This window comes from Acidovorax sp. DMC1 (genome assembly GCF_056314325.1).
This window is the reverse complement of the sequence record NZ_JBQUYO010000003.1, coordinates 449,326-464,582: the sequence shown is the minus strand read 5'-3', so window position 1 is coordinate 464,582 and position 15,257 is coordinate 449,326. Positions and strand designations below refer to the sequence as shown.

General features: G+C 66.8%; 11 protein-coding genes and 1 pseudogene. 10 read left to right on the top strand and 2 right to left on the bottom strand.

Going from position 1 to position 15,257, the window contains the following annotated elements; translation table 11 throughout:
* The first annotated feature begins 20 nt into the window (after nt 1–20).
* The 3 genes and pseudogenes from ACT531_RS09430 to ACT531_RS09420 all read left to right on the top strand — a co-directional run bounded on the left by ACT531_RS09430 (nt 21) and on the right by ACT531_RS09420 (nt 4,470).
* Entirely contained in the window at nt 21–1,154 is a 1,134-nt protein-coding gene (locus ACT531_RS09430; RefSeq protein WP_015013302.1) for a PilT/PilU family type 4a pilus ATPase, read from the top strand.
* 14 nt (nt 1,155–1,168) lie between these two features.
* Nucleotides 1,169–3,567: pseudogene (locus tag ACT531_RS09425) on the top strand (GspE/PulE family protein).
* Between the two features lie 69 nt (nt 3,568–3,636).
* Complete coding sequence (locus ACT531_RS09420) at nt 3,637–4,470, top strand: alpha/beta hydrolase (protein ID WP_110959311.1); 834 nt, start codon at nt 3,637–3,639, stop codon at nt 4,468–4,470.
* A gap of 8 nt (nt 4,471–4,478) precedes the next feature.
* On the opposite strand, the gene ACT531_RS09415 is transcribed toward ACT531_RS09420, so the two are convergent.
* Complete coding sequence (locus ACT531_RS09415; RefSeq protein WP_476017242.1) at nt 4,479–5,861, bottom strand: serine hydrolase domain-containing protein; 1,383 nt, start codon at nt 5,859–5,861, stop codon at nt 4,479–4,481.
* A 235-nt stretch (nt 5,862–6,096) separates the two neighbouring features.
* Here ACT531_RS09415 and ACT531_RS09410 point away from each other — a divergent pair, with 235 nt between their 5' ends.
* The 3 genes from ACT531_RS09410 to ACT531_RS09400 are packed head-to-tail and all read left to right on the top strand — an operon-like array spanning nt 6,097 to nt 8,973.
* Nucleotides 6,097–7,338, top strand: a complete 1,242-nt coding sequence (locus ACT531_RS09410; protein WP_476017241.1) for a multidrug effflux MFS transporter — start codon at nt 6,097–6,099, stop codon at nt 7,336–7,338.
* A complete protein-coding gene (miaA, locus tag ACT531_RS09405; RefSeq protein WP_476017240.1) occupies nt 7,325–8,326 on the top strand; it encodes a tRNA (adenosine(37)-N6)-dimethylallyltransferase MiaA in 1,002 nt (333 codons plus the stop codon). Before ACT531_RS09410 ends, miaA begins: the two co-directional genes overlap by 14 nt.
* A complete protein-coding gene (locus ACT531_RS09400; RefSeq protein ID WP_476017239.1) occupies nt 8,323–8,973 on the top strand; it encodes an ABC transporter ATP-binding protein in 651 nt (216 codons plus the stop codon). The genes miaA and ACT531_RS09400 overlap by 4 nt, the downstream gene beginning before the upstream one ends.
* A gap of 150 nt (nt 8,974–9,123) precedes the next feature.
* On the opposite strand, the gene ACT531_RS09395 is transcribed toward ACT531_RS09400, so the two are convergent.
* Nucleotides 9,124–9,552 carry an Hsp20/alpha crystallin family protein gene (locus ACT531_RS09395; RefSeq protein WP_476017238.1) on the bottom strand — a complete coding sequence of 143 codons (429 nt, stop codon included), beginning with the start codon at nt 9,550–9,552 and terminating at the stop codon, nt 9,124–9,126.
* Between the two features lie 159 nt (nt 9,553–9,711).
* On the opposite strand from ACT531_RS09395, the gene ACT531_RS09390 reads away from it, so the two are divergent.
* The 4 genes from ACT531_RS09390 to ACT531_RS09375 all read left to right on the top strand — a co-directional run bounded on the left by ACT531_RS09390 (nt 9,712) and on the right by ACT531_RS09375 (nt 15,256).
* Complete coding sequence (locus ACT531_RS09390; RefSeq protein ID WP_476017237.1) at nt 9,712–12,387, top strand: FtsX-like permease family protein; 2,676 nt, start codon at nt 9,712–9,714, stop codon at nt 12,385–12,387.
* 133 nt (nt 12,388–12,520) lie between these two features.
* The gene (locus ACT531_RS09385) at nt 12,521–12,883 is read left to right on the top strand and encodes a hypothetical protein (protein ID WP_476017236.1); all 363 of its coding nucleotides are present in this window, start codon (nt 12,521–12,523) and stop codon (nt 12,881–12,883) included.
* A 106-nt stretch (nt 12,884–12,989) separates the two neighbouring features.
* Nucleotides 12,990–14,066, top strand: coding sequence for a PLP-dependent cysteine synthase family protein (locus ACT531_RS09380; RefSeq protein ID WP_476017235.1), 1,077 nt, complete (start codon nt 12,990–12,992; stop codon nt 14,064–14,066).
* A gap of 20 nt (nt 14,067–14,086) precedes the next feature.
* Nucleotides 14,087–15,256, top strand: coding sequence for a lipocalin-like domain-containing protein (locus ACT531_RS09375; RefSeq protein WP_476017234.1), 1,170 nt, complete (start codon nt 14,087–14,089; stop codon nt 15,254–15,256).
* Nucleotide 15,257 lies beyond the last annotated feature (1 nt).

Sequence of the window (15,257 nt, the reverse complement as noted above, 5' to 3'; positions counted from 1 at the left end):
CACACTTTGGGGAGTCCGGCATGGAAATCTTCAGCTTCTTGAACGTCATGGTCGAAAAGGGAGGCTCGGACCTCTTTTTCAGTGTCGGCGCGCCGGTCAATCTCAAGATCGAAGGGGTCACCCACCCGTTGAAGATGCCCGCCTTGCTGCCCGGCCAGGTCAAGCAACTGGCCTACTCGGTCATGAACGAAAAGCAGATCGGCGAGTTCGAGGCCAAGCAGGAGATGAACCTGTCGATCTCGGCCGAGAACCTGGGGCGCTTCCGGGTAAACGTTTTTGTGCAGCGCGGCGAAACCGGCATGGTGGTGCGCTACATCAAGAACAAGATCCCGCCACTGGCCGCACTGGGCCTGCCCCCGGTGCTGGAAAAGCTGGTGCTGCGCAAGCGTGGCCTGGTGCTGGTGACCGGCGCCACCGGCTCGGGCAAATCGACCACGCTGGCGTCGATGATCAACTACCGCAACGAGAACGTCACGGGCCACATCCTCACCATCGAAGACCCGCTGGAGTTCTTGCACGCGCACAAGCGCTCGGTGGTGGACCAGCGCGAGGTGGGCATCGACACGCAGTCGTACGAAGAAGCCCTGAAGAACGCGCTGCGCGAGGCACCCGACGTGATCATGATCGGCGAGATCCGCGACCGCAACACCATGAAGCAGGCCATTGCCTATGCCGAGACGGGCCACCTGTGCCTGTCCACGCTGCACGCCAACAATGCCAACCAGGCCATGGAGCGGGTCATCAACTTCTTCCCCGAGGATGCGCACCACCAGCTGCTGATGGACCTGAGCCTGAACCTGGCTGGCGTGATCTCGCAGCGCCTGATCCCCGGCCTGCACGAAAAGCTGGTGCCTGCGGTGGAGGTGATGCTCAACTCGCCCTACATCGCGGACCTGATCGCCAAGGGCGAGTTCTCCGGCATCAAGGAGGCCATGGGCCACAGCACCGAGATCGGCATGTGCACCTTTGACCAGGCGCTGTACCAGCTCTACACCGACGGCCGCATCTCGCTGGACGAGGCGCTACACAACGCCGACTCGCGCACCGACCTGGCGCTGCGCGTGCGCCTGGCGGCGGGCGTGACCACGCAGGATGCGGGGGACCTTTCCATCGACACCTCCTCGCCCATGCAGTCGGCCTCGCGGCTGTCGTGACAGGCAGCGCGCGCATGCAGCATTGGCCGTTTCCGCCGTTCTTTCGCGACGCGCGGCCGGCAGATGTCGTCACACCGGCAGACGCCATCGTCTTCACAACGGGCGGGGACACCCGCCACGGCGTGCTGGAGCAGTTTGACCCGCAGGCACAACGCGCCGTGCTGATGCCGCCAGAGGGCACGGCGGCGGTGACACTGCCGTTTGCGGCCATCAAGAGCATCCAGCTGATGCCACCCATTCCGCTGGCGGCCGATACCGACCTGACGGCGCGTTACCAAGCCGCCGGGGGATACGAAGTCAACACCACATCGCGCCCCTTCACCGTGCAATTCATCGACGATGAAAACCTGCGCGGCGAGACCAAGGGCTTTGTCAAAACCCGCCAGGGCCTGTTCTTCTATCTGACCACCGATGCGGTGCACTGCGTGCGGATATTCATCCCCACCACGGCACTGCGCAGCTACCAGGTGGGCGGCCTGCTGGGCCAGCACCTGATCCAGTCGAACCTGGTCAGCGCCGACACGGTGCAACTGGCCCTGACCGAGCAGGAGCGGCGGCGGCAAGGCCCCTCGGCCAACGGCGAACCCATCCGCAGCCCGGCGCAGCTGGCCGGCCAGATCACCCAGATCGGCAGTTTTGTGCCCGTGCGGCTGGGCGACCTCCTCATCAACCAGGGACTGGTCAGCAACGACCAGATGCGGGATGCCCTGACGCTGATGCAGCGGGGCAACAAGCACCTGCTGGGCAACATCCTGGTGGAGATGGGCGCGCTGAGCCGGGCCCAGCTGACCGAGGTGGTGGCGCAGCAGTTCAGCATTCCGATGGTGGCGCTGGACGGCTTTGTGGTGCAGCCCGAGGTGCTGCGCCTGGTGCCCAAGGAATACGCGGTAGAGCACCAGGTGCTGCCCCTGCTGGTCAGCGACAAGAGCCTGGTGGTGGCGGTGGAAAGCCCGGTGGATGCCGACTACCTGGACGAGCTGCGGTTCTCGGCCCAGAAGCAGGTGGTGCCCGTCATTGCCAACCCGGACGAACTGGCGGCGCGCATCACGGTGGAATACTCCAAGGTGGGCATGGACCGCACCGATCTGTCGATTGAAGAAGAGCTGCGGCAACTGTCCCAGCGGCTCACGGCCAGCGACACATCGCCGGGCCACCCAGACCTGCAGCGGCAGGTGTCCGACAACGACAGCCTGGTGGTGCGGCTGGTCAACAAGACCATCCTGGACGCCCAGGCACGGGGCGCGTCGGACATCCACATCGAGGCCTACCCCGAGGAGCAGCCCACGCTGATCCGGCTGCGCGTGGACGGCGATTTGACCGAATACATGCGCATCCCGTTCGTGCTGCGCGCGGCGCTGCTGTCGCGCATCAAGATCATGGCCAACCTGGACATCTCCGAGCACCGGCTGCCGCAGGACGGAAAGATCGACTTCTCGCGCTTTGGCCACACCAAGCTGGAGCTGCGCGTGGCCGTGCTGCCAACCACCAACGGGCTCGAAGACATCGTGATGCGGCTCCTGGCATCGTCCAAACCCATCCCGCTGGCCAAGCTGGGCATGGATGGCGCCCTGGTCGAACAACTGCAGCAGATGGTGCACCGCAGCTACGGCCTGATCCTGGTGTGTGGGCCCACGGGGTCGGGCAAGACCACCACCCTGCACTCGCTGCTGGCCGAGGTGAACCACCCTGACACCAAGATCTGGACGGCCGAAGACCCCATCGAGATCACGCACCATGGCCTGCGCCAGATCCAGATGCACCCGCGCATCGGGCTCACGTTTGCCACCGCCATGCGCGCCTTTTTGCGGGCCGACCCGGACGTGATCATGGTGGGCGAAATGCGCGACAGCGAAACCGCCCACATCGCATCGAGGCCTCGCTGACCGGCCACATGGTGATGTCCACCCTGCACACCAACAGCGCGCCCGAGAGCGTGATCCGCATGCTGGACATGGGGCTGGATCCCTTCAACTTTGCCGACGCGCTGGTGGGGGTGCTGAGCCAGCGCCTGGCGCGCCGCCTGTGTCCCGACTGCAAGCAGCCCTACAACCCGGACGCCGACGAGCTGCGGCAGATCGCCACGGACTACGCGGCTGGCACCGGCCTGGCGCCCGAGAGCCTGCTGGCGCCCTGGCGCAGCCGCTTTGTCCCCGCAGGGGCATCGGATTGGGTGCTGTACCGTGCCCAAGGGTGCAGCCATTGCGACCACACGGGCTACAAAGGCCGTGTGGGCATCTACGAACTCATGGCCGCCTCGCCGGGCATCAAGAAGCTGATCCAGACCCGTGCGCCAGTGGACCAGCTGTTTGAGGCCGCCACCGCGCAGGGCATGCTGCGGCTGCTGCAGTACGGGTTGCTCAAGGTGCTGGAGGGCGTGACCGACCAGCGCAGCGTGCGCGGAGCCTGCTCCTGAGTCACAGGCGCTTCCCAATACCATTCGTCCTCACCGAACTTTTGCATCGGAACCAGAATCTGTCGGACGATGAAACGAATCCCTCTCCTTGCATCCCTGGCGCTGGCAGTGGCCGTGAGCGTGGGTTGCGCCACCCTCGACGCCAAACAGCGCGAATGGATCTTCCAGCCCAGCGACCGCAGCTGGGGCGGCGCGCCGTCCACCGAAGGCATGCAGGACGTGTGGATCGAATTCACCTCCGACGCCAGCGGCAAGGCCGAGCGCCTGCACGGGCTGTGGTTGCCCCACACGAAGGCCAGCGCACCCGTGCTGCTGTATCTGCACGGCGCGCGCTGGAACGTGGCAGGTTCGTCGGGCCGCATCCGGCGCATGCAGGAGCTGGGCTTTTCGGTGCTGGCCATCGACTACCGGGGCTTTGGGCGCAGCAGCGCAGGCCTGCCGTCCGAAGCCACTGCCGCCGAGGACGCCCGCGCCGCCTGGAACTGGCTGGCCGAGCAGCACCCGGACAAGCCACGCTACATCTTCGGCCACTCGCTGGGCGGCGCCATCGCCATCGACCTGGCACGCCAGGTGCCGGATGAAAAGGGCACCATCGTCGAAGGCACTTTCACCAGCATCCCCGACGTGGTCAGCACCTTCAAGTGGGGCTGGCTGCCCGTGTCGCCCCTCATCACCCAGCGGTTTGAGTCCATCCGCAAGGTGGCCGACATCGGCTCGCCGCTGCTGGTGGTGCATGGCAGCGACGACAGCCTGATCCGCCCCGCACTGGGCCGCCAGCTGTACGAGGCAGCACGGGAGCCCAAGCAGTTTGTGCTGGTGGAAGGCGGCTCACACCACAACACCAACTCTGTGGGACAACGGCAGTACCGCGAGGCCGTGGCCTCGCTGTTCCACCTGAAGTAGGCGTATCGTCAACGGCGCACCGCCTGCGCCAGCGCCGCCCAGGCCTTAAGGGTGAGCGGGTGGGTAAAGCCGGCCCCAGCCACGGGGTGGGACGACAGCTTGACCACCACCATCTCGGCGGCAGGGTTCACATGGATGAACTGGCCGTGGATGCCCGCAGCCTCGTAGGCACCATCGGCGTTGTGCAGCACCCACCACTGGTTGCGGTAGCTGTAGCCGGGCCGAAAGGCCATGCCACCCATCTTGAACTTCTCGCGGTCGCCGCCCTTGGCGGTGTCGTCGATCACGGCCTTGTCAAAAATCTTCTGGCCGTTGAAGCTGCCGCCCAGACGCAGCATCTCGCCAAACCGCGCCAGATCGCGCGCCGTGGCGTTGAGGCCTGCGCCCTGCAGCGGCGTGCCCACGCTGTCCACCATCACATGGGCGTCCTCTTCAGTGCCCAGCTTTTGCCAGATGTTGTCGCTCATCAGCTCCGCCCAGTGTTTGCCCGTGGCGCGCGACACGATCCAGCCCAGCACCTCCGAATGCACGGTGCGGTACACAAAACCGGCGCCATGTTCGCCTTCCTTCTTGAGCGTCTTGAGGAAGTCGTACACATTGGTTGGCCCCTGGTAGCCCGGCGGACGGGGCAGCAGACCGCTGGACCAGCTGTAGCCAAAGATCTCGGTCGTCGGGTCGGTGTAGACCTCGCGGAAGCGCACGGCGCCCGTCATGTCCATCACATCGCGCACCTTCATGTCGCCCCAGGCCGATTCGGCCAGTTCCGGCACGTATTTGGTCACCAGCGCCTCGGGGTCGATCTTGCCCTCGTGCGCCAGCTGCGCCGCCATGAGCCCGGTGAACGACTTGGTGACCGAGAACAGCAGATGCGGCGTGTAGGGCTTCATCTGGTTGTCGTAGCGCTCGTACACCACGCGGCCCTTGTGCATCACCACCAGGGCATCGGTGTAGGTGCGGGTGAACCATTGGTCCACCGTGATGGGCTGGCCCTTGTCGTCATCGAATGCCACAGCGCCCAGTGGTCGCGGGTCGGCCAGCAGGGCCGAGGGCGCAGCACTGCCCCGGCGGATGTTGCGCGTGGGCTGCAGCTCGCGCAGGTGCTGCACGGCCCAGCGCAGTTGCGGGTATTTGTACGAGTTGCTCAGGTCCACCCGCTGCGCCCCCTCAGGCGGGAAGGTGCTCATGTAGCCCAGCTTGTCCAGCGTCACGGTCTCGGGCGCAGGCAATGCCGGGGCCTGCGCCTGGGCTGGGGCCGACAAGGCCACACCCAACACCGCCACGGCGCAGGCGGTTTGCCACAGCGTTGCAGCGGCTGTGCCAGAACGCCGGGGCGACGCAGAACGCATGGAGGAATGGGGGTACGCCAAGGAGGCGCTTTGGATCTTGTGCATGTCTTGTCTCCTCGTTATGTTGGTTTGTGCGGCATCTTGGCGCGGCACCCCTCAGAACAGAGTCCAGGGCCAGTCGGTCCGCCAGCCACCGCGCCGCCATGGTGCTTCGCCCCGCACTCGCCAGGATGTCACCGGTGCGACCTTTGTCATACACAAATCTGCGCAAGTTCTCACGGGCCCACGACAATCAACCTGCCAGTGGCGCGCCCACCCCTTCTGGTACGCTCAGACAGATATGTCTGCCCCCTCCGCCACCGCAGCGTCTGCGGCCGCCCCTGTCTCGATCCATCCCGGCCTGGCCATTCTGGTGCTGGCCCTGCTGCTTTCCATCCAGCCCGTCACCACCGACCTGTATCTGCCCGCCCTGCCCGCGCTCACCCGCAGCCTGGGCGCCCCCATGGCGGCCGCGCAGCTCACGCTCAGCGGGCTGTTGCTGGCGTTCGGTTGCTCGCAAATGGTGTGGGGCCCGCTGTCTGACCGCTTCGGCCGCCGCCCTATCCTGCTGGCGGGCCTGACCATCTACACCGTGGCCTCGCTGGGCAGCGCCTTTGCGCCCACCATGGGTCTGCTGATTCTGTGGCGCATCGCTCAGGGGGCAGCCATGGGTGCCGTGGTGATGTGCGCGCGCGCCATCGTGCGCGACCTGTACACCCCGCTGGAGGGCGCGCGCGCCATGTCAAAAGCGCTCACGGGGCTGGGCATCGTGGCCTGCATCTGCGCCCCCATGGGAGGCCTGCTGAGCGAATGGCTGGGCTGGCGCGCTGCGTTGCTGGCGCTAACGGTGTACGCCGTGGTCACACTGGCGCTGGTGGCCTTGCGCTTGCCCGAGACCCTGGCCCACCGCAACCCGCAGGCCCTGCAGCCCCGCGCACTGGTGGGCACCTGGCTGCATGTGCTGCGCAACCCCACCTTCTGGGCGTTTTCGCTGCAGACCACGGCCACCTACGGCGGCCTGTTCACGTTTCTGGCGTCGTCCTCGTTCGTTTACATCGATGTGCTCGGCCTCACGCGCACCATGTACGGCTGGGTCATGGCCTCTGCGTGCGTGGCCTACTTTGGGGGCACCTTTGTGTGCCGCGCGCTGCTGGCGCGCTTTGGCTTGCAGCGCACGGTCGCCATTGCCGGGGCGTTGAGCGCCGGGGGCGGCACGCTGATGGCGCTGGTGGCCTGGATGGGTTGGCACCAGCCCTGGGCGCTGACGCTGCCGTTTTACCTGTTCATGGTGGGGCATGGCATCCACCAGCCCTGCGGGCAAAGCGGCGCGGTGGGGCCCTTCCCCAAGGCGGCTGGCGTGGCATCGGCACTGAACGGTTTCATGATGATGCTGGCGGCGTTTGCCATTGGCGGCTGGCTGGGGATGCGGCTCGATGGCACGGTGTGGCCGCTGGTCAATGGCATCTGGTTCTGGTCGGTGGCACTGGCCGTGATCTCGTGGACCCTGGTGCAGAAGTTTGGAGCGCCCCGTGAGCACGCCTGACACCCTCCCCACCATCGCCCTGGCGGGCCCCACTGCATCGGGCAAGACGGCCGGTGCGCTGGCGCTGGCTGCCGTGCTGGGCAAGCAGGGCCGGCCGGTCGAGATCATCAGCGTGGACTCGGCCCTGGTGTACCGGGGCATGGACATCGGCACCGCCAAACCCACGCCCGACGAGCGCGCCGCCGTGCCCCACCACCTCATCGACATCCGCGACCCGCTGCAGGCCTACAGCGCCGCCGAGTTTGTGCAAGACGCCACCCGGCTCATCGCCGAGATCCGCGCGCGCGGCGCACTGCCGCTGCTGGTGGGCGGCACCATGCTGTACTTCAAGGCGCTGTTTGATGGCATCGACGACATGCCTGCCGCCGACCCCGAGGTGCGCGCCAAGATCGAAGCCCAGGCGGCCGAGCAAGGCTGGCCCGCCCTGCACGCCGAGCTGGCGCGTGTAGACCCGGTAACGGCCGCACGCCTGGCCCCCGGCGACAGCCAGCGCATCCAGCGCGCGCTGGAGGTGTGGCATGTCTCAGGCCAGCCGCTGTCGAGCTTTCACACTATCAAAAAGGTAGCAAACAACACAAACAACACCGGCGCCAGCGCACTCTTTTCCCTGGAACCCGACAACCGGGCCTGGTTGCACGAGCGCATTGCCCAGCGCTTTGACGCCATGCTGGCCGGTGGCTTCATTGACGAGGTAACGGCCCTGCGCGCACGCGGCGACCTGCATCCCGACCTGCCCTCCATGCGCTGCGTGGGCTACCGGCAGGTGTGGGAAGAACTCGACTTCCAGGCCAGCCGCCCCGCAGGCACGCCATTGAACACCGCCTTCCTGCGCGAGCGCGGCATTGCCGCCACGCGCCAGCTGGCCAAGCGCCAGATCACCTGGCTGCGCAGCATGCCGCAGCGCCACGCCATCGCCTGCGACCAGCCCCATGCCGTGGCCCACCTGGTGCAGGCCGTGCTGCAGCGCCTGGAGCAGCGCACGCCATGACGCTGCTGCGTGTGCAGAACCTGGGCAAGCACTACGGCAGCACGCCGGTGTTTGCCAACGTGCAGTTCGCCGTGGCACCGGGCGAGTTTGTGGCCATCGTGGGTGATTCGGGTGTGGGCAAGTCCACGCTGCTCAACTGCCTGGCGGGCCTCGATACCTGGGACACCGGCAGCATCACCCACGGCACCACCGACCTGGGCCAGCTGGACGACACCGCCCGCGCTCTGTGGCGCCGCGCGCAGGTGGGCTTTGTGTTCCAGGCCTTCCACGTGTTGCCGCACCTGGACGTGGCACAGAACGTGGCCCTGCCGCTGATGCTGCTGGGCCAAAGTGATGCGGCCCGCGTGCACCACATGCTGGCCGCCGTGGGCCTGGAAGGGCTGGGTGCACGGCTGCCGCAACAGCTCAGCGGCGGGCAGCTGCAGCGTGTGGCCATTGCCCGCGCGCTGGTGCACCGCCCCGCCCTGCTGCTGGCCGACGAGCCCACCGGCAACCTCGACCCCACCACCGCCACGCGCGTGATGGACCTGCTGCTGGCCCAGACGCGCGAGCACGGCGCATCGCTGGTGCTGGTCACCCATTCCGACGCCGCCGCAGCGCGGGCCGACCGGGTGCTGCGGCTCACGGCCGGCGGTATCGCGGCCTAGGTAGCGCCCATCGCAGCCAAAGCGGCTGCGGACGCGTGGAGCGGATCGCACAACCCAGCGCAGCGGTTCTGGCTAGGCGCTGCGTCGCAGGCAGTACGTTCAGTACGACAAGACGCAGCAACAACGCCAGAAGGGTTGTGTGAGCTGCGCTCACTCGATGTTCAGCCGCTGCGCCGCCTTGTTCACCTTCTTGGGCAGGGTCAACGTCAGCACGCCGTTGTCATACTTGGCCTTGGCCTGCGCGGCGTCCACATCGGCCGGCAGCTGGAAGCTGCGGGCCACGGCGCCAAAGTAGCGCTCGCTGCGCAGCACCTTTTCGCCTTCGCGCTTTTCATCGTGCTGGCGCACCTCGGCACGCAAGTTCACCACATTGCCTTCAAGGGACACGTGGATGTCCTCCTTGGCCACGCCGGGCACTTCGGCCTGCACCGTGTAGCCGCCTTCGGTTTCCTTCACATCCACCTTGATCTGGCTGGGCGAAGGCAGGTTGTCGCCATGCAGCGGGCGCACGTAAAAGCCGGGGGCAATGTCCTTGAAGAAGTCGTCAAACAGACTGCCGCGGGTCACAAGAGAGTTCATGGTTTTGGCTCCTGAAAAGGGGTTGAAACGGACAACTGAGCCTGCGCAGGAGGGCTGGCCCTAACTCCAAGATAGGCCTGCCGAATCGCGTCTTCAAGGGGGTTGAAATGCAAGGTTGATGTGTATCAAAAGCCCAGGCTACCAACACCTGCGGCCACAATGCAGCCCATGCTCGCCCTGCTCCGCACCTTCTCCTGGCAAGACCTTCGCCACCACCCCTGGCGTAGCGCCGCAGCGGTGGCGGCTGTGATGCTCGGTGTGGCGCTGGCGTTTGCCGTGCATGTGATCAATGCGTCGGCGCTGGACGAGTTCTCGCAGGCCGTGCGCGCCGTCAACGGTCAGCCCGACCTGGAGCTGCGCGCCATGCAAGGCGGCCTGCCCGAGGCGCTGTACGAACGCCTGGCCACCGACCCGCAAGTGGCCCGCGCCAGCCCGCTGCTGGAGCTGTCGGCCGTAGCGCAGGCAGCTACAACAGCGGGCGCCAAAGACCAGTCCCTTCGCACGCCCATCCGTGTGCTGGGCGCCGATGCACTGCTACTGCCCACCATGGCCCCGGCGCTGGTGCCACGCCCCTGGGACAGCGCCGACCGGTTTGCCCTCTTCGCACCCGCCACGGTGTTCCTCAACACGGCGGCGCTGCAGGCACTGGGGCTTTCTGCCGCCGCTCCAGCACCAGCGTCGCCCCTGCCCCGCCTCACGCTGCAGGTGGGTTTGCAACAGGCGCTCACGGTGCAGGTGGCAGGCACCGTGACCGCCGGCGGCGCGCCGCTGGCTGTGATGGACATTGGCGCTGCGCAAGACCTGTTTGGCCGCGCAGGCGCACTCACCCGCATCGACCTGCAACTGCAGCCCGGCACCGACCGCACTGCGTGGGAGACCACACTGCGCGCGCAGCCTGGCTGGCCTGCCAACCTGGTGCTGGCGCAGCCCGGCGATGCCACCCAGCGCATCAGCAACCTGTCGCGCGCCTACCGGGTCAACCTGACGGTGCTGGCGCTGGTGGCACTGTTCACCGGGGCGTTTTTGGTGTTCTCGGTGCTGGCCCTCAGCGTGGCGCAGCGCGGGCCGCAGTTTGCGTTGCTCGCCGTGCTGGGCACCACACCGCGCCAGCGGCTGGCGCTGGTGCTGGCGGAGTCGGCAGCCTTGGGCCTGCTGGGCAGCGTGCTGGGCATTGCCCTGGGCACCGCGCTGGCAGCCACGGCGTTGCAACTGCTGGGCGGCGACCTGGGCGGCGGCTACTTTGCGGGCGTGCGGCCTGCGCTGCAATGGAGCGCCCCCGCCGCGTTGGTGTACGGCGCACTCGGCGTGGCGGCCGCCTTGGCGGGTGGCTGGTGGCCCGCCCGCGCCGCGCAGACCTTGCCCCCCGCCCAGACCCTGAAGGGCCTTGGTGCCGCAGCCAGCCAGGCGGACAAAGGTACCGTTGGTATCTTTTTGATAGCTGCCGGGGCACTGCTCACTAGCGCTCCACCCGTATTTGGCATTCCACTGGCCGCGTACGTGGCCATTGCGCTGCTGTTGGTGGGGGGCATTGCCCTGCTGCCCTGGGGCATGGCGCGGTTGCTGGCGTGGCTGCAGCCTCTGGCCGCACGCCATGCGCTGCCACTGCTGGCGCTGGAGCGCGCGCGGCGCATGCGCGGCAGCGCGGCCATCGCGGTGGGCGGCGTGGTGGCGTCGCTGAGCCTGGCCGTGGCGCTGACGGTGATGGTGTCCAGCTTTCGCGGCTCGGTCACGCAGTGGCTGGACGCGGTGCTGCCGTCGCCGCTGTACGCGCGCTCGGCCATCGGTGGGGGTGGCACGGGCGGCGGTGAGGCCGCTTTGTTGCCCGCAGGCTTTGCAGAAGCGGTGGCCCAGTTACCGGGCCTAGACCGCGTGCAGCCGCTGCGCGCCAGCCCGCTGCAACTGTCCCCCACCCTGCCCTCGCTCACGGTGCTAAGCCGCCCCTTGGGCGATGAGCCAGCGCAGACCCTGCCCCTGGTGGGCGAAGCCCTGCCCGTGCCCCCTGGCCGCACCGGCGTGTACATCAGCGAGGCCGTGGTGGACCTGTACGGCCTGCGCCCCGGCATGGAGTGGCCTGCACTTTCCAAGGCATTTAACGCCCAAGCTCTAGAGAATCATGCGCCAACAGCTATCTTTTACATAGCAGGCATCTGGCGGGACTACGCCCGGCAAACCGGCGCCGTGGTGATGGACCGCGCCGTGTGGCTGCGCCTGACCGGCGACGCCCGCACCAGCGACCTGGCCCTGTGGCCCAGCGAAGGCACCGATGTGTCGGCCCTGCAGGCGTCCATCCGCGCGCTCGCTGCAACCCAAGCGGGTCGCCAACCCACCACTGGGGCGGGTGCCGCAACGGGCGACAGCGGCGAGGCCCTGGTGGAGTTCAGCTCCGCCGCCACCATCCGCGAGCGCTCGCTGCGCATCTTCGACCGCAGCTTCGCCGTCACCTACTGGCTGCAGGCCGTCGCCATCGGCATCGGCCTGTTCGGCGTGGCCGCCAGCTTCAGCGCCCAGGTGCTGGCGCGGCGCAAGGAGTTTGGCCTGCTTGCCCACCTGGGCCTCACACGTCGGCAGATCCTGACCGTGGTGGCTAGCGAAGGCGCTGCGTGGACGGCCGTGGGTGCGGCGGCGGGCGTGCTGCTGGGGCTGGCCGTGTCGGTGGTGCTAGTGCACGTGGTCAATCCGCAGAGTTTTTACTGGACGATGGATCTGGCGGTGCCGGGGGGAAGGTTGCTTGCGCTGTGTGCTGCAGTGGTGGTGTCAGGCACGGTGACCGCGTGGCTGGCGGGACGGGCGGCGGCGGGGAAGGAAGCGGTGATGGCGGTGAAGGAGGATTGGTGAGTCATCCCATCGGAAAGCCATGAGCAGCTTGAGCTGCGAGGCCGTTGACCGATTTCACTAGGGCTGGTCAGCATTGACCGGCTCGAAGTTTTGCCTTTATCGTCCTCCGACGCTATCAACACAGGAGTTTCCAATGAACCTTCGTCAAAGACTGCTCTGCGTCACCATGCTGGCCGCACTTTCTGCTCACGCGATGGATGGCGCCATCACCAAAGAAGAGTTCGACCAGATCGTGGTCAGCCCCTTCAAGGCGACTCACGCCAAGAATGGCACTGTGATTGAGGTACACCTCAAGGCAGACGGCTCGGTGGTGGCCCGACAGGGCTACAACGATGTGGGTACTTGGCGGAGGGACGGCGATGCAGGCTATTGTGTTCGGTGGAACAAGCAACGCTTTGATGATCGCTGCTCTACCTTTGTGAAGCGTGAGGGGAAATTGGCTCTCAACTCCCCCACCGGAGAGCTGACTTGGTGGGTTGAGTCACTACCGAAATAGCGCCAAGGCGTGCCACGCCTTGTGGCGATTGCGCAAGGGCAATGCATCAGAGTTTTGGAGTAGTACCGCTGCGGGCACAAGGCATATGGACTGCGACAATGCATGCATGCAGACTCAGCCCCCTTCACTCTCCACCAGCGCCCCCTGGCTCCACGAAGCCATCGCCCGCATCGAAGCCGACTACCAGCGCAGTGCCGACACCCACCTGATCCCGCTGCGCCTGCCCGCCTTTGCCGCGCATGGCATTGACCTGTACCTCAAGGACGAATCCACCCACCCCACCGGCAGCCTGAAGCACCGGCTGGCGCGGTCGCTGTTTTTGTATGCGCTGTGCAATGGCTGGGTGCATGAAGGCTCGACCATCGTCGAGTCGTCCAGCGGCTCCACGGCGGTGAGCGAGGCCTACTTTGCGCGGCTGCTGGGGCTGCCGTTTGTGGCGGTGATGCCGCGCAGCACGTCGCCCGAGAAGATTGCGCAGATCGAATTTCATGGCGGGCGTTGCCATTTTGTGGACAGCGCGGGCGCGGTGTACGACGCGGCCCGTGCGATTGCCGAAGAGACGGGCGGCCACTACATGGATCAGTTTACGTATGCCGAGCGCGCGACCGACTGGCGGGGCAACAACAACATTGCCGAGAGCATGTTCACGCAGATGGCGCGCGAGCCGCACCCAGTGCCGCGCTGGATTGTGGTGGGCGCGGGCACGGGTGGCACCAGTGCGACCATTGGCCGCTATGTGCGCTACCAGCGCCATGCCACGCAGGTGTGTGTGGCAGACCCGGCAGGGTCGGTATTCAGCGCCTACCACCGTACGGGTGATGCGCAGCTGACGGCGCCAGGATCGCGCATTGAAGGCATTGGCCGCCCGCGTGTGGAGCCGAGCTTCATCCGCACGCTGGTGGACCGTATGGTGGATGTGGCGGACTGCGAATCCATTGCCGCTATGCGCGCGCTGTCGCAGTTGCTGGGGCGGCGCGTAGGCCCGTCCACGGGCACCAACTTTGTGGCCATGCTCACGCTGGCCAGCGAGATGCGCGAGCGGGGCGAGCGCGGCTCCATCCTGTCCTTGCTGTGTGATGCGGGCGAACGGTATCTGCCCACGTACTTCGACACGGCATGGGTGGACCGCACGTTTGGCGATTGCTCGGCTGCGCAGCAGAAGGTGGATGGCCTGATCGGCTGATGCCAGCCACGCACTGCACCATGCCCTCCCAAGCATTGCCCCCAGGTTCTTTGCCGCTTGCCCCCGGCCCCATGGTCACGCGCCGGCAATGGCTGGCCCAGCAGATGCCCTGGGGCCTGGCGGCCGTGGGGGCTGCTGGGTGGCTGCCCCCTGCCGCGCATGCCTTGCCGGCACGCACGCTGGTCTTTCCGCGTGACCACGGCAGCCACCCGGAGCTGCGCACCGAGTGGTGGTACATCACCGGCCATGTGCAGGCGCAAGGGCAGCCCTGGGGTTTTCAGATCACGTTCTTCCGCTCGCGGGTGGATGGCACGCAGCAGCTGCAGTCGGCCTTTGCGGCCAAACACCTGCTGTTTGCGCACGCCGCCATCACTGATGTGCGCGGCCAGCGGCTGGTGCATGACCAGCGGATTGCGCGTGCTGGTTTTGGGGTTGCGCAGGCCAGTGAGGCCGACACCCGCATCCGCCTGCAGGACTGGACGCTGGAACGCAGCGACACAGCGCGCGGCAAGCCAGACTTTGCAGCCAGCCGTTACACCACCCGCATTATGGGCAGCGAGTTTGGGCTGGACCTGGCGTTTGACAGCACCCAGCCCCTGCTGCTTCAGGGGCAGCAAGGGCTGTCCCGCAAGGGGCCGGACGCCGAGCAGGCCAGCTACTACTACAGCCAGCCCCAGCTCGCCGTCAGCGGCACCTTGCAGGTGGGCAACAAGCGCATGGCGGTGACGCCCGACACGGGCCGCGCCTGGATGGACCACGAGTGGAGCGAGGCACTGCTGCACCCTGACGCCCAGGGGTGGGACTGGATTGGCATGAACCTGCATGATGGCAGTGCGCTCACCGCCTTCCGCCTGCGGCGGGCTGATGGCACTGCGTTGTGGGCGGGGGGATCTTGGCGAGCGCCAGGACAGCCGGTGCAGGTGTTTGGGGCGCAGTCTGTGGCGTTCACGCCCCTGCGGTGGTGGACCAGCCCGCGCAGTGGCGCGCGCTACCCGGTGCAATGGCAGGTGCAAACGCCCGCAGGTACTTTTGCCGTGAATGCGCTGCTGGACAGCCAGGAGCTGGACAGCAGCGGATCGACGGGTGCGATCTACTGGGAAGGGCTGTCGGACCTGATGGGTGCCACAGGCCAGCCCGTGGGCCGGGGTTACCTGGAGATGACGGGATATGCAAAGCCGCTGCGCCTGTGAA